At 45.9% G+C, this 14,731-nt stretch carries 12 protein-coding genes and 1 tRNA gene; 10 read left to right on the top strand and 3 right to left on the bottom strand.

The genetic code is table 11. The annotated features are described in order from the left end of the window. Positions 1-65 precede the first annotated feature (65 nt). From NBH07_RS05820 to NBH07_RS05780, 9 genes are all read left to right on the top strand, one after another. On the top strand, positions 66-752 hold the full coding sequence (locus NBH07_RS05820; RefSeq protein ID WP_005868492.1) for a zinc metallopeptidase: 687 nt from the start codon (positions 66-68) through the stop codon (positions 750-752). 175 nt (positions 753-927) lie between these two features. Beyond that, on the top strand, positions 928-2,283 hold the full coding sequence (gene hisS / locus NBH07_RS05815; RefSeq protein WP_009017028.1) for a histidine--tRNA ligase: 1,356 nt from the start codon (positions 928-930) through the stop codon (positions 2,281-2,283). Between the two features lie 125 nt (positions 2,284-2,408). Next, positions 2,409-3,839: a glycoside hydrolase family 30 protein gene (locus tag NBH07_RS05810; protein ID WP_009017029.1), complete on the top strand. Its 1,431-nt coding sequence runs from the start codon at positions 2,409-2,411 to the stop codon at positions 3,837-3,839. A gap of 189 nt (positions 3,840-4,028) precedes the next feature. Next, the gene (locus tag NBH07_RS05805; RefSeq protein WP_005858788.1) at positions 4,029-4,298 is read left to right on the top strand and encodes a co-chaperone GroES; all 270 of its coding nucleotides are present in this window, start codon (positions 4,029-4,031) and stop codon (positions 4,296-4,298) included. Between the two features lie 40 nt (positions 4,299-4,338). Then, a complete protein-coding gene (gene groL / locus NBH07_RS05800; RefSeq protein WP_005858786.1) occupies positions 4,339-5,979 on the top strand; it encodes a chaperonin GroEL in 1,641 nt (546 codons plus the stop codon). A 143-nt stretch (positions 5,980-6,122) separates the two neighbouring features. Then, positions 6,123-6,206: transfer RNA gene (locus NBH07_RS05795), tRNA-Leu, on the top strand. 18 nt (positions 6,207-6,224) lie between these two features. Beyond that, on the top strand, positions 6,225-6,776 hold the full coding sequence (locus NBH07_RS05790) for an RNA polymerase sigma factor (protein ID WP_008772592.1): 552 nt from the start codon (positions 6,225-6,227) through the stop codon (positions 6,774-6,776). Between the two features lie 47 nt (positions 6,777-6,823). Further along, positions 6,824-7,216 (top strand): hypothetical protein, encoded by a 393-nt coding sequence (locus NBH07_RS05785; RefSeq protein ID WP_009017030.1) that lies wholly within the window; start codon positions 6,824-6,826, stop codon positions 7,214-7,216. Positions 7,217-7,262: 46 nt separating this feature from the next. Then, a complete protein-coding gene (locus NBH07_RS05780) occupies positions 7,263-7,736 on the top strand; it encodes a hypothetical protein (protein ID WP_156682694.1) in 474 nt (157 codons plus the stop codon). Positions 7,737-7,846: 110 nt separating this feature from the next. On the opposite strand, the gene mazG is transcribed toward NBH07_RS05780, so the two are convergent. The 3 genes from mazG to NBH07_RS05765 all read right to left on the bottom strand — a co-directional run bounded on the left by mazG (position 7,847) and on the right by NBH07_RS05765 (position 11,724). Next, positions 7,847-8,632 (bottom strand): nucleoside triphosphate pyrophosphohydrolase, encoded by a 786-nt coding sequence (gene mazG, locus NBH07_RS05775; protein WP_156682693.1) that lies wholly within the window; start codon positions 8,630-8,632, stop codon positions 7,847-7,849. 68 nt (positions 8,633-8,700) lie between these two features. After that, positions 8,701-10,788, bottom strand: a complete 2,088-nt coding sequence (locus tag NBH07_RS05770) for a protein-disulfide reductase DsbD family protein (protein WP_005858779.1) — start codon at positions 10,786-10,788, stop codon at positions 8,701-8,703. Between the two features lie 21 nt (positions 10,789-10,809). Next, the gene (locus tag NBH07_RS05765) at positions 10,810-11,724 is read right to left on the bottom strand and encodes an RluA family pseudouridine synthase (RefSeq protein ID WP_005858777.1); all 915 of its coding nucleotides are present in this window, start codon (positions 11,722-11,724) and stop codon (positions 10,810-10,812) included. Between the two features lie 367 nt (positions 11,725-12,091). Here NBH07_RS05765 and NBH07_RS05760 point away from each other — a divergent pair, with 367 nt between their 5' ends. Then, positions 12,092-14,713: a valine--tRNA ligase gene (locus tag NBH07_RS05760; RefSeq protein ID WP_009017033.1), complete on the top strand. Its 2,622-nt coding sequence runs from the start codon at positions 12,092-12,094 to the stop codon at positions 14,711-14,713. Positions 14,714-14,731 lie beyond the last annotated feature (18 nt).

The raw sequence follows: 14,731 nt of genomic DNA, 5'->3' as shown, positions 1-14,731 counted from the left end.
CTGCCATTTTTGTCTTTGGCAAACTTTTTGTCGTTGTTTTATAAAACTAAATAAGATAGAAATTTATGAGTATGTATTGGATTATATTTATTGGATTTGCGCTATTGAGTTGGCTGGTGTCATCCCGCCTTCAGGGCAAGTTTGAGAAGTATTCGAAAATCCCTATGCCGAATGGCATGACAGGAAAAGATGTCGCTGAGAAGATGTTGCATGACAATGGTATCTATGATGTAAAGGTGATTTCTACACCCGGACATCTGACGGACCATTACAATCCCGCTAACCAGACGGTGAACTTGAGTGAGTCGGTTTATTATAGCAATAGTATCGCCGCCGCTGCGGTTGCCGCCCATGAGTGCGGTCACGCTGTGCAGCATGCTACCGCTTACGCTCCGTTGAGAATGCGTTCGGCTTTGGTTCCGGTTGTTAGTTTCGCCTCTAATATCATGACATGGGTGTTGCTGGGTGGTATGTTATTATTGCATACGTTTCCTCAGCTATTGTTATTCGGTATAATCTTGTTCGCTACGACTACGCTATTTAGCTTTATCACGCTTCCGGTCGAGATCAATGCCAGCCAACGTGCTTTAGCGTGGTTGAGCAATGCCGGTATAACAAATGCTTATACGCATGATAAGGCAGAGGACGCTTTACGTTCCGCCGCTTATACGTACGTGGTCGCCGCGTTAGGTTCGCTTGCTACATTATTATATTATATAATGATATTCTTGGGGGGAAGAAGCCGGGATTGATAAGCCTCGGAAGAGGCTTTCCATGGATGCCCATTGTAAGGATGTTAGAATGCCCATTGTAAGATGCTTATGACTGCGATTGTAAGCTCCTTACAGTGGGCATTGTTATTTTCTTATTTATTTCGAGCAAAAACATTACCTTTGCGGCCAGAATAATCATTTAAAACATAAGATCATGCAAAAACCTTCCATACCCAAAGGTACCCGAGACTTTTCGCCGGAGGAAATGGCGAAACGTAATTATATATTCAACACGATCCGTGAAGTATTTCACTTGTATGGCTTCCAGCAAATAGAGACTCCTGCCATGGAAAACCTTTCTACATTGATGGGTAAATATGGCGAGGAAGGGGATAAGCTCCTTTTCAAGATATTGAATTCCGGAGATTGTTTCGCTGGTATCTCGGATGAGGAGTTAATGGAAAAGAACCCGTTAAGATTTGCTGCTAAGGCTTGTGAGAAAGGCTTGCGTTATGATTTGACCGTTCCGTTCGCCCGTTACGTGGTACAACATCGTAATGAGATCAGTTTTCCGTTCAAACGTTACCAGATCCAACCGGTTTGGCGTGCAGATCGTCCGCAAAAGGGACGTTACCGGGAGTTCTACCAATGTGATGGCGACGTTGTGGGGTCTGATTCCTTGATCAATGAGGTGGAGCTGATCCAGATTATGGACGAGGTGTTCCATCGCTTTGGCATTCGTGTGTGTATCAAGATGAACAATCGTAAGATCCTTTCCGGTATTGCCGAAATCATAGGCGAGGCGGATAAGATCGTAGACATTACGGTCGCTATCGACAAGCTGGATAAGATTGGCTTGGACAACGTGAATGAAGAGCTTCGTTCCAAGGGTTTACCCGAGGAGGCGATCGAGCGTTTGCAGCCGATCATTATGCTGCAGGGTTCAAATCAAGAAAAGATCGCTACCTTGAAAGAGGTATTATCTGCGTCTGAGACTGGTTTGAAAGGTGTAGCTGAATTGGATTTTATCTTGGAGCGCATCTCTCATACGCCAATCCGTGCGGAATTAGAGCTTGATCTGACATTGGCTCGTGGCTTAAACTATTATACAGGTGCGATTTTCGAGGTGAAAGCCTTGGACGTACAGATCGGTAGTATCACGGGTGGTGGTCGCTATGACAACCTGACAGGGGTATTTGGCATGGAAGGCGTATCTGGTGTCGGTTTCTCTTTCGGCGCTGATCGTATCTTTGATGTATTGAACCAATTGGATTTATATCCGGAAGGCTCTTTGAAGACTACACAGCTTCTATTCGTGAACTTCGGACAGAAAGAGGAGATTTATTTATTGCCACTGATCGCTAAGGTTCGTAAGGCGGGGATTCGTACAGAGCTATATCCTGAGTCTACTAAGATGAAAAAGCAAATGGGATATGCGGACGCTAAGAAAATCCCGTTCGTCGCGATAGTCGGAGAGAATGAGATGGCCGAGAATAAAATCAACTTAAAGAATATGCTCACGGGTGAGCAAACCCTTGTGACTATCGAGGAGCTGATAGAACGCTTTTAGAGAATAGTGGATTATGGAACACGGACTACACGGATGACACGGTATTAGTATTTATCCGTGTGTTCCGTGTCATCCGTGTAGTCCGTGTTTAAATGGTTCTAAACTTATAAATTAATGAAACGACCATGAAAATACCTGTTTTTATACTCTCAATATCTTTATACCTTTCTTCCTGCTCTTTCACCCCCCGGGCCGAGTGGGTAACGACAACCGAGAATACCCCTTGGGCTGAGCAACCCGATCTGATCTCCGCCCTTGCGGATACGATACCTAATATTGATATAACAATTCTAACAGAAAAGCATCAACAACAAATTGATGGTTTCGGAGCCTGTTTTAATGAATTAGGTTGGCTTTCCTTGAGTAAGCTGGAGCCAAGTGTACGTGAGGAAATCATGGAAGAGCTTTTTTTCCCCGGAGTCGGAGCCAACTTCACGATTTGCCGGATGCCTGTAGGAGCAAATGATTTCTCCCGTGATTGGTATTCGTATGACGAGGTAGACGGTGATTTCACAATGGAACATTTTACCATCGCCAATGACCAACAAACGTTGATTCCTTTTATCAAGAACGCTCGGAAGTATCAGCCAGACTTACGCTTGTGGGCTTCCCCGTGGTGCCCTCCCGCTTGGATGAAATATAACAAACACTATGCCTCTGCCTATACGGGTGAGAATTATGACGAGAAGTATCGAAATGGTTTGTCGGCCGATAAGGTCGGCCATGAAGGTACGGATATGTTTATCCAAGACTCTCTTTACCTGAAAGCCTATGCCCTCTATTTCTCTAAATTTATCGAGGCCTATAAGAAACACGGAATTCCAATCTTTGCCATAATGCCCCAGAACGAGTTCAACTCTGCGCAAATATTCCCGAGTTGTTGTTGGACATCGGCTTCTTTGGCTAATTTTATCGGTAATTATCTCGGGCCGGCCATGCAGGTTCAAGGAGTGGATATTATGTTCGGCACGATGGAACGTGCGAATGAGTCGCTTGTTGATACGGTATTGACAGATCCCGCTAGTGGTAAATATGTAAAAGGTGTCGGTTTCCAATGGGCGGGTAAGGGAGCTATCGCCGGAATCCACAAACGTTATCCCGGGTTGAAGCTTTACCAAACCGAGCAAGAATGTGGAGATGGCAAGAACGATTGGAAGGGTGCCATGTATTCTTGGGGGTTGATGCGACATTTTCTGGATAATGGCGTTTCTGCCTATATGTATTGGAATATATCTTTGGAAAATGGAGGGATCAGTCGTTGGGGATGGGCGCAAAACTCATTGGTTGTCGTAGATCCGCAAACCAAGAGCTATCGATATACTCCGGAATACTACGTGATGAAACATGTCAGCCATTATGTCCAGCCCGGTGCATATAAATTAGAAACGGAAGGAGCCTATACGAATCTGCTGGCATTCCGTAACCCGGATAACAGTATCGCCTTGATTATCGCCAATGAGACCAGTGATGATCGTTCCCTTTCCATCCGCATAGGCGATCGAGTCTATACTCCGATCGTAAAAGCATATTCCATGAATACGCTGCTGGTCGATTGATAATCCTTTTGAGAGATGCAAAAAGACAAGTTGTCAGTTATCTCTTCGGATATTTGTCTATTTCGTCCGAAATATTGTCAGTCGAACTCGGGTGAATACGTTTGGCACACTATTCGCATAGACTTAGGCGTGAACACAAAGTTCATAAACTAAAAACGTAATATTATTAACATTTAAAATACCAAGAAAATGAACATTAGACCATTAGCAGACCGCGTGCTGATTAAGCCGGCCGCTGCGGAAGAGAAAACATTAGGTGGAATTATTATTCCTGACTCAGCAAAGGAAAAGCCTTTAAAGGGTGAGATTGTAGCCGTAGGTAACGGAACGAAAGACGAGGAGATGGTTGTAAAGGTTGGTGATAACGTATTGTATGGTAAGTATGCAGGTACGGAAATCGAACTAGACGGTGAGAAATACTTGATCATGCGCCAAGCAGACGTTTTAGCTATTATCTAATTCATTTTTATAAACAACAATATTAAAAAGAGATACAATCATGGCAAAAGAGATTAAATACGATATGGATGCCCGCGACCTTTTGAAGAAAGGTGTGGATGAGTTGGCTAATGCTGTTAAGGTAACATTAGGCCCGAAAGGTCGTAACGTAATTATCGAGAAGAAATTCGGAGCTCCTCACATCACGAAAGATGGTGTAACGGTTGCTAAAGAAGTTGAGTTGACTTGCCCGTTCGAGAACATGGGTGCTCAATTAGTTAAGGAAGTGGCTTCCAAGACAAACGATAACGCCGGTGACGGTACGACTACAGCTACGGTTTTGGCTCAGTCTATCATTGGTGTCGGTTTAAAGAACGTTACTGCCGGAGCGAACCCGATGGATTTGAAACGTGGTATCGACAAGGCTGTCGCTAAGGTTGTAGAGAGCATCGCTAACCAAGCTGAGGCTGTAGGTGATAAGTTCGAGAAGATCGAGCATGTAGCGAAGATCTCCGCAAATGGTGACGAGGCTATCGGTAAGTTGATCGCGGAGGCTATGCAACGTGTGAAGACTGAAGGTGTTATCACGGTTGAGGAAGCTAAAGGTACTGAAACTACAGTTGACGTAGTTGAGGGTATGCAGTTCGACCGCGGTTATATCTCTCCGTACTTCGTAACGGATACAGAGAAGATGGAGTGCCAGATGGAGAATCCGTATATCTTGATCTATGACAAGAAGATCTCCGTATTAAAAGACCTTCTTCCTATCCTTGAGCCGACCGTACAGAGCGGACGTCCTCTTTTGATCATCGCTGAGGATATCGACAGCGAGGCTTTGGCTACATTGGTAGTGAATCGTCTGCGTGGTTCCTTGAAGATCTGCGCTGTTAAGGCTCCGGGCTTCGGCGACCGTCGTAAGGCTATGTTGGAAGATATCGCTGTATTGACAGGCGGTACGGTTATCTCTGAGGAGAAAGGTTTGAAATTGGAAGGTGCTACAATGGATATGCTAGGTACCGCTGAGAAGATCACGGTAGACAAAGATACCACTACCATTGTAAATGGTGCTGGTGACAAGGAGGCTATCCAAGCTCGTATCGGCCAGATCAAGATCCAGATGGAGAATACGACATCTGATTATGATAAAGAGAAATTGCAAGAGCGTTTGGCTAAGATGGCCGGCGGTGTAGCTGTTCTTTACGTAGGTGCTCCTTCTGAGGTTGAGATGAAAGAGAAGAAAGACCGTGTGGATGACGCATTACACGCAACTCGTGCCGCTATCGAAGAAGGTACGGTGCCCGGTGGTGGTGTTGCCTATATCCGTGCTATCGATGCATTGGAAGGTATGAAGGGCGACAACGAGGACGAGACTACAGGTATCGAGATCGTTAAGCGCGCTATCGAGGAGCCGCTTCGCCAGATCGTAGCTAACGCTGGTAAGGAAGGTGCCGTTATCGTTCAGAAAGTGAAGGAAGGCAAGGGCGACTTCGGTTACAACGCTCGTAAGGACTGTTTCGAGAATTTGTGCGAGGCTGGTGTAATCGACCCAGCTAAGGTAACTCGCGTAGCATTGGAGAACGCTGCTTCTATCGCAGGTATGTTCTTGACTACTGAGTGCGTGATCGCTGAGAAAAAAGAAGAGACTCCGGCTATGCCTCCGATGAACCCGGGTATGGGTGGCGGAATGGGCGGTATGATGTAATCGACTCCCGTGATTAATGATATGGGCGGCCGTTCCGGAAGGGACGGTCGCTTTTTTTATTTTCATTTGCTTGCTAATTGGAAAAAACGATTACCTTTGTATGCGCAATACCGATAGGTTGCGCTTCAGAATGATTAAAAAAAGCCCAGGTGGCGGAATTGGTAGACGCGCTCGTTTCAGGTGCGAGTGGTTTTGCGATCGTGCAGGTTCGAGTCCTGTTCTGGGCACTTCCCAAAATAGAAAAAATGCAATCCTATACAGAAGACGAAATTGTAGTACAGCTTCGGGACCCGGCCCGACAACGTGAGGCCTTCGCCAAGGTCGTAAGCTTGTATGGCGAGAAGTTGTATTGGCATATACGAAAGATGGTACTGGATCATGAGGATGCGAACGACTTACTCCAAAATACATTTTTGAAAGCTTGGACGAACATCGAGCTTTTTCGCGGTGAGGCCAAATTATCTACATGGCTTTATAAGATCGCAATCAACGAATGCATTACTTTCCTAAATAAACAGCGAAATATGAATAACGTATCTATCGACGATGCGGATACCTTTTTGCTGGAACGTTTGAAAGGGGATGAATACTTCGATGGTGACGAGATACAGGTAAGATTGCAAAACGCTATTCTTACCTTGCCGGAGAAACAACGCTTGGTTTTCAATATGAAGTATAACGAGGAGATGAAGTACGAGGAGATGTCCGAGATACTAGGTACCTCTGTCGGGGCTTTGAAGGCCTCGTATCATCATGCGGTGAAAAAAATCGAGGAGTTTTTAACAAAAGAGGTTTAAACCTTTTGCCCGAATCGCTGTCAAAGCAATATAAAAAGAGAAAAAGTATGAAAAAAGAAGAAAACAACCTAGATCGCTTGAAAGGAACTAATCCTTTCACTGTACCGGAAGGGTATATGGAAGGGCTTACGGAGCGGATCATGAGTCAGCTCCCCGAGAAGCCGGAGGAGAGGGCGAAACGGATTTCCTTGATGGATCGTGTTCGTCCGTGGTTGTACATGGCTGCGGTATTCGCTGGTCTTGGTTTGTTTTTCAAGGCTATCGTGGGAATAAACGGTTCCGATGGTAGTACTGCGTCTGATTCTTTACTGGTCCGGACGGAAGTCCCGACAACGGCTTTAGACGCTATTGAAGCGGAAGAAGATGAGGAGTATTTGGAGTATTTGGAAGCTCAGTACGCCAATTATCTCTTAGATGAGGAACTTTCCTATTCTGAATAAAGTTTAAAATAGTAATTTTATCGAAGATTTTTGTAATAATACTTGTATGAATAAAATATTTTTTATTACATTTGTGGCGATTTCGGTTCTGCTCTCTTTCAATGCTACGGCACAAGAGAAGAAAGAGCAAAGACATTTTGATAGAGAAGCATTCGAAGCAAGGCGGAATGCTTTTATTACGGCTGAAGTTGGCCTTACACCTGAGGAAGCTGCACAATTTATTCCTTTATGCAATGAGTTGCGACAGAAAAAATTTGAGGTAGGTCGTGAATATCGTAAGTTATCAAAAGAAATTCGACATAAGGAGAATCCGACAGATGCTGATTACAACAAGGTGATAGACGAATGTCTGGATGTTGAGATAAAAGAGGCACAGTTGGAAAAAGAGTATTTTGAGAGATTCAAGAAGATACTTTCTCCCGAAAAGGTCTATAAGTACCGAAATGCGGAATATAAGTTTGTCCGGAATTTCATGAAGAGTGGTCGGGACAATAAAAAGGAAGAAAAACAGAAAAAGTAAAATATTATCATTATTTGTGTTTTTTGTTTAGATTTAGTTTTGGCGTTTAAGTTAAGGGAGGGGTGGCGACGTGATGTCGGTTCCCCTTTTGTTTTGCCCTTATCCTTGCTTTATAAGCCTTTGGCCTTGGCCTCATTCCATAGTTGGTCCATTTCCTCCAATGTCATTTCTTTCAAGGAACGACCTTCTTGGATCGTATGTTCCTCCAGATAATTAAAGCGGCGGATAAACTTCTGGTTCGTGCGTTCCAATGCGTTGTTCGGGTTTATTTTGTATAGGCGGGCAGCGTTGATCAAGCTAAAGAAGAGATCTCCGAACTCAGCTTCCATCTTGTCTGCGTCCATCCTGTCTATCTCGGTTTTCAACTCATTAAATTCCTCCTGTACCTTATCCCATACTTGATCACGTTGTTCCCAGTCGAAACCTACGTTACGGGCCTTATCTTGGATGCGATGCGCTTTTACTACGGAAGGTAGGGAAGCGGGAACACCTTCCAGCACGGTTTTGTTACCCCCCTTTTCTTTCAACTTAAGCTGCTCCCAGCTTTGCTCTACCTTTTGAACGGTATCGGCGGAGGTATCTCCGAATACGTGTGGATGGCGGTAAATCAGTTTCTGGCAAAGGCTGTCGCAGACATCCTTGATATCAAAAGCTTCTTTTTCCTCGCCGATCTTGGAGTAAAAGACGATGTGCAATAATAGGTCTCCTAATTCTTTTTTTATGTTTGTGTTATCCTCACGCATCAAGGCCTCGCATAGTTCATAGGTTTCCTCGATCGTATTCGTGCGGAGGCTCTCGTTTGTCTGTTTACGATCCCAAGGGCATTTTACCCGTAATTCATCCAGAATGTCGAGTAATTGCCCGAAGGCTTCCATCTTCTCTTCTCTAGTTGCCATATTATTTACTTATTCTATAATGATTGTAAAAGAAAGAGGGCAGGGTAGAACCCGGCCCTCTGTTTGTTTTATTGTTGTTCTTTCTTGAATTCTTTCAATCCGTTTTGAAGGAACTGGATGTATTTGGAAACATCCTCATTGAATGCGTATGAAGGTCCGAGCGGCTGTCCCTCGTCATTCAATAAGATGTAGAATGGCTGGGCATTAGAACCGAACTTGCTTCGTTGCAAATAACTCCATTTATCACCGATCGTCTTCAGCTTACGAGTCTTTCCGTTCTCTTGGATCTCGATGGGTTGCGGGAGTTTCGTCTTATCGTCTACCATGAGAGTGATTAGCACGTAATCATTTTCTAGCATTTGCTTCACCTTAGGATCCGTCCAAACGGAAGCCTCCATCTTACGGCAGTTTACGCAACCGAAACCGGAGAAGTCGATCATGACGGGTTTATTTACCTTCTTGGCATAAGCCATACCGGATTCATAATCGTCGAACGCGGCGTGTACCTCGTTTTTGTATAGATTGAAATCTTGTGTATACAACGGAGGAGCGAACGCGCTGATCGCCTTTAACGGAGCGCCCCAAAGTCCCGGAACCATGTAAATGGCGAAAGCGAAAGAGATAATCGCCATGAACAGACGAGGAACAGATACATATTTTACTTCGCTATCATGGCTAAACTTGATCTTTCCTAATAAATAAACACCCAATAAGCTGAAGATCACGATCCAAAGCACGATAAAAGCCTCACGGTCTAGTAAACGCCAACCATACGCTAAATCCGCTACGGAAAGGAACTTCAAAGCCAATGCCAACTCCAAGAAGCCCAATACGACCTTCACGGAATTCAACCATCCGCCGGATTTCGGCATACTTTGCAGCATATTCGGGAAGATGGCGAAGACACTGAACGGGATGGATAACGCCAAGGCGAAACCAAACATACCGATAGCCGGTCCTACCGCCGTACCCATAGAAGCAGCCTGTACCAACAAGGTTCCGATAATCGGGCCCGTACAAGAGAAAGATACCAATACCAACGTAAACGACATAAAGAAAATACTCAATACGCCGGTCGTCGAATCGGCCTTGCTATCCAATTTGCTAGTCCATGACGCAGGTAATACCAGCTCGAAGGCTCCGAAGAAGGAGACTGCGAATACTACCAACAGCAAGAAGAACAGGATATTAAAGATCGCGTTCGTTGATAAATCATTCAATGCGCTCGCTCCGAAGATACCGGTGATCAACAAGCCCATCACCAAATAGATTACGATAATAGATAACCCATAGGTGATAGCGTCGCGAATCGCTTTCTTACGATCTTTCGTACGTTTCAGGAAGAAGCTAACCGTCATAGGGATCATCGGCCAAACGCAAGGAGTCAATAAGGCGATCAAACCACCTAAGAAACCTGCGAAGAAGATGAATAACCAAGAGGTATCTGCCGCAGATACCGTAGAGTCGCCGAACGATTTCAATTGGTCGATCACCGGAGACCAAAGATTCGGGCTGTCGGTTAAGCTGTCGGACGCTTTAGGAGATGTCGTAGCCGGTGTCTCTTTAGCGGCAGGGTCCGGAGTGTTCAACTCGCTGGCCTCTTCCGCTACGACTTGCGTATCCGGCTGTATGGCCGTGGCGTCCTCTTTATCCACCTCTGTAGTCGAGCTGTTAGCTGCCAGAGCTGGATCTACATGGATACTTTTCTTATCGAAAGAGAAAGGTATTTGATCCGGGGGAAGACAAGTCTCGTCATTACAAGCCATAAATTCCACCTCGCCCTCCGCCTTGAATTTAGCGGGATCGGTAACCTTTAGTTTTTGGGTGAACGATACCGTACCCGGATACCAACGAAGATTCATGGCAAATTGCTCGTCGTAAACCGTGGTCGGCTTTACCGAAGGAACCGGTTGACCGATCAGTTCAGCTCCATTCAATGTCTCGAATGTGAAAGATGTAGAAACAGGACCTCCTTCCGGCAGGTTCATGTCATACAGGTGCCAACCTTTGTCCGCCGTGGCGGTAAAGACGATCTCTTTCTCGGGTGCGCCGCCCTTGTCGTCTAGTTTAATTTTCCACTTGACAGGCGTAAGTATTTGCGCCTGCGCTACCAGCGCTATTAGCGCCAGCATGATCGAACTGATGAGTTTCTTCATTTTTTGTCCTTTATTGATAGATTACTTTGCTGTCGATGTGAATTTCTCCGGGATCCGTGTCTCGAAGCGCATCTCCTCGCCTGTTACCGGATGGATGAAACAGAGCCTGCGGGCATGGAGCATCAAGCGTCCGGCAGGATTTGTCTCCGCCCCGTATTTAGAGTCTCCGGCTATCGGATGGCCGATGGATTGCATCTGCGCACGGATTTGGTTCTTGCGTCCCGTCTCCAGATCGAGTTCCACGAGCGAATAGCGATTGTTCGTTTGCAGGAGTCGGTAGCGTGTGATCGCTTCCTTCCCGTCACCATCTTGTGTCACGTACACTTGCATATGCTTGTTCTCCACGAGGTTGGATACGATCAAATCCGTGTCTTTCTCCGGTCGTCCCTCTATCACGGCCACGTAGGTCCGTTGCGTGATAGCCTCGCTCCAGTTGGACTGTAGTTGCTCTTTTACCTTCTGGTTCTTGGCGAACATCATGATACCCGATGTGTCTCGGTCCAGACGGTGCAAGACGAATATCTTGTTGCGAGGGTCGCATTCTTTCAAGTAATCGCTCAGTATACGGTAGGCCGTACGCTCTTTGATACGATCGGTAGATACGGATAGCAAACCTTCCCGCTTGTTGATCACGATGAGGTCATCATCTTCCCAAACAATTCTAAGTAACGGATTGTTGAATTCCACCTTCCCTCTTCCATAGTTGATCCCGACCGTATCGTTAGGGTTCAGCGGGGCATCGAACTGCCGGGTGACTTTCCCGTTTACCGAGATCTGTCCCCTGCTCAATAATCCTTTCACGGATGAACGGCTTTGTTCTTTTAATAACTCGAACAGGAAAGGTAGCAAAGTGTTACTTTCACCCACCGTTACCTGTCGTTCTTTAGAGGGTTTACGTCGATTATCCCCTCCTTTATACTCAGATCGCTTTCTCATATCTATTTTTTATAGTACGCGAAGATACAGGCATTTACGCGAAACTGCAATAGTGCGGAATAGAAAAACCGTTATAAATAGTTTGCTTGTTATAGGAATAAACCTTCAAATCCCCGGATGTAAAAGTAATTGCCATTCACTCTATTTTCAAAATAGCGGCGTGGTCCTTATAAATCACGTCGTGATCTATATAATCTACGACTTGGTCTTTACAAACCATGCCGTGGTTTATAGAATAGTGGTTTGTCCGAGAGAGAATGCCTATTGTCTCGGCCGACTATATTTCCCGATACTCAGCGTTTTTTGTCTATATTTTTTGTACTTTCGCGGATCGAGAAATGTGTAAAGACTAATTAGTTATAAAAATATGGAAATCGCTAGTAAGTACAATCCCGCTGAAGTAGAGGGGAAGTGGTATCAGTATTGGTTGGATAACGGCTTCTTTAAGTCAAAGCCAGACGGCCGTGAGCCGTATACGATTGTAATCCCGCCCCCTAACGTCACCGGCGTATTGCACATGGGACATATGCTTAACAATACGATCCAAGATATCTTGGTTCGCCGTGCCCGTATGATGGGTAAGAACGCTTGTTGGGTACCGGGTACGGACCATGCCTCGATCGCTACGGAGGCGAAGGTAGTGAATCGTTTGGCCGGGCAAGGAATCAAGAAAACCGATCTGACTCGCGACGAGTTCTTGCGGCACGCTTGGGAATGGAAAGAAGAGCATGGCGGTATCATCTTGAAGCAGCTTCGTAAATTGGGGGCTTCCTGCGATTGGGATCGTACGGCGTTCACGATGGACGAGAAACGTTCGGAAAGTGTCATCAAGGTTTTTGTCGATCTATATAAGAAGGGCTTGATCTACCGGGGCGTGCGTATGGTGAATTGGGACCCTAAGGCGCTGACGGCCCTGTCCGATGAGGAGGTTATCTATAAGGAAGAGCATAGCAAGCTGTACTATCTTCGCTATAAGATCGTAGGCGAGGAGGGATACGCTGTTGTCGCTACTACCCGTCCGGAGACGATTATGGGAGATACGGCGATGTGTATCAACCCGAACGACCCGAAGAACCAACATCTGAGAGGAAAGAAAGTGATCGTTCCGCTGGTAGGCCGTGAGATTCCGGTGATCGAGGATGATTACGTGGATATAGAGTTTGGTACGGGCTGTTTGAAAGTGACCCCGGCACACGATGTAAACGACTATATGCTGGGCGAGAAATATAATTTGCCTTCTATCGATATATTTAACGATAACGGTACGTTGAGCGAGGCTGCCGGCCTGTATGTGGGCATGGATCGTTTCGATGTCCGCAAGCAGATCGAGGAAGACTTGCGTAACGCCGGTCTTTTGGAGAAGGTAGAGGCTTACGAGAACAAGGTGGGTTTCTCGGAGCGTACGAACGTGCCTATCGAACCGAAATTGTCTATGCAATGGTTCTTGAAGATGGAACATCTAGCCCAGATCGCCTTGGAGCCGGTCATGAAGGACGATATCAAGTTCTATCCGCCGAAGTTCAAGAACACCTACCGCCATTGGATGGAGAATATCAAGGACTGGTGTATCAGCCGTCAGCTTTGGTGGGGACACCGTATCCCGGCTTACTTCTTGCCGGAAGGTGGTTACGTGGTAGCCGAGACGGAAGAGAAAGCTTTGGAACTGGCGAAAGAGAAATGTGGTAACCCGAATCTGACCATGTCTGATTTGCGTCAGGACGAGGACGTATTGGATACTTGGTTCTCCTCTTGGTTGTGGCCGATCTCCCTGTTCGACGGTATCAATAACCCGGATAACGAGGAAATCAATTATTACTATCCGACCAGTGATTTGGTAACCGGACCGGATATCATCTTCTTCTGGGTAGCCCGTATGATTATGGCCGGCTATGAGTACAGAGGGAAAATGCCGTTCAAGAGCGTCTACTTTACGGGTATCGTTCGCGATAAGCTGGGACGTAAGATGTCCAAATCTTTAGGAAACTCTCCCGATCCGTTGCAATTGATCGAGCAATACGGTGCGGACGGCGTGCGTATGGGCTTGATGCTTGCGGCTCCTGCCGGAAATGATATTCCTTTCGATGATGCTTTGTGTGAGCAAGGACGTAACTTCAATAATAAGATATGGAATGCTTTCCGCTTGGTGAAGGGCTGGACGGTAGACGATACGATCGCTCAGCCGGAGGCTTCCGCTATCGCCGTGAAATGGTTCAAGATGCAGCTGGATAAGACGATTGCCGAGGTAGACGACTCTTTCAGTAAATATCGTCTGAGCGAAGCGATGATGGCTGTCTATAAATTGTTCTGGGATGAGTTCTCCTCATGGTATCTGGAGATGGTAAAACCGGGGTATCAGCAGCCGATCGACAAGGCTACTTATGAGGCTACGTTAGGTTTCTTCGATGCCTTGCTTCGTTTGCTTCATCCTTTCATGCCGTTTATTACCGAGGAATTATGGCAAGCCCTTGAGCCTCGCAAGGAAGGTGAGAGCTTGATGGTTGCCCAAATGCCGGAAATAGCGGTTATAGATAGCGCTTATTTGGATGCTTTCGAGATCGTGAAAGAGATCGTTGGCGGTGTCCGTACCATTCGTTTGCAAAAGAATATACCGAATAAGGACGCGTTGGAATTACAGATCGTGGGTGAGCACAATGAGGCGTTCAACGCCGTAATCGCTAAGATGTGCAATCTCTCTTCCATCTCCAAGGTAGAGGAGAAAGCGGCCGGTGCTGTATCGTTCTTGGTCCGTACGACTGAATATGCCGTACCTTTAGGCAATCTGATCAATGTGGAGGAAGAGTTGGCTAAGCTTCAAGAAGAATTGAAATACCAAAAAGGTTTCTTGGCTTCTGTCATGAAGAAATTAGGCAATGAGAACTTCGTGAGCAAAGCCCCGGCGAAAGTAATCGAGATGGAGAAGAAAAAGCAAGCCGATGCCGAATCGAAGATTAAGTCTATCGAGGAAAGTATCGCTGCCTTGACAAAATAAATAGAACGGCCGTTTCTT

The sequence above is a fragment of the Parabacteroides sp. B2-S-102 genome, from assembly GCF_023656665.1.
In the GTDB taxonomy this organism is placed as follows: domain Bacteria; phylum Bacteroidota; class Bacteroidia; order Bacteroidales; family Tannerellaceae; genus Parabacteroides; species Parabacteroides distasonis.
This window is presented reverse-complemented; position numbering and strand designations above follow the sequence as displayed.

Bases quoted from the DNA above. Each gene is read 5' to 3' on its own strand.
- NBH07_RS05820 (WP_005868492.1), top strand. From the start codon at position 66: ATGAGTATGTATTGGATTATATTTATTGGATTTGCGCTATTGAGTTGG.
- hisS (WP_009017028.1), top strand. From the start codon at position 928: ATGCAAAAACCTTCCATACCCAAAGGTACCCGAGACTTTTCGCCGGAG.
- NBH07_RS05810 (WP_009017029.1), top strand. From the start codon at position 2,409: ATGAAAATACCTGTTTTTATACTCTCAATATCTTTATACCTTTCTTCC.
- NBH07_RS05805 (WP_005858788.1), top strand. From the start codon at position 4,029: ATGAACATTAGACCATTAGCAGACCGCGTGCTGATTAAGCCGGCCGCT.
- groL (WP_005858786.1), top strand. From the start codon at position 4,339: ATGGCAAAAGAGATTAAATACGATATGGATGCCCGCGACCTTTTGAAG.
- NBH07_RS05790 (WP_008772592.1), top strand. From the start codon at position 6,225: ATGCAATCCTATACAGAAGACGAAATTGTAGTACAGCTTCGGGACCCG.
- NBH07_RS05785 (WP_009017030.1), top strand. From the start codon at position 6,824: ATGAAAAAAGAAGAAAACAACCTAGATCGCTTGAAAGGAACTAATCCT.
- NBH07_RS05780 (WP_156682694.1), top strand. From the start codon at position 7,263: ATGAATAAAATATTTTTTATTACATTTGTGGCGATTTCGGTTCTGCTC.
- mazG (WP_156682693.1), bottom strand. From the start codon at position 8,632: ATGGCAACTAGAGAAGAGAAGATGGAAGCCTTCGGGCAATTACTCGAC.
- NBH07_RS05770 (WP_005858779.1), bottom strand. From the start codon at position 10,788: ATGAAGAAACTCATCAGTTCGATCATGCTGGCGCTAATAGCGCTGGTA.
- NBH07_RS05765 (WP_005858777.1), bottom strand. From the start codon at position 11,724: ATGAGAAAGCGATCTGAGTATAAAGGAGGGGATAATCGACGTAAACCC.
- NBH07_RS05760 (WP_009017033.1), top strand. From the start codon at position 12,092: ATGGAAATCGCTAGTAAGTACAATCCCGCTGAAGTAGAGGGGAAGTGG.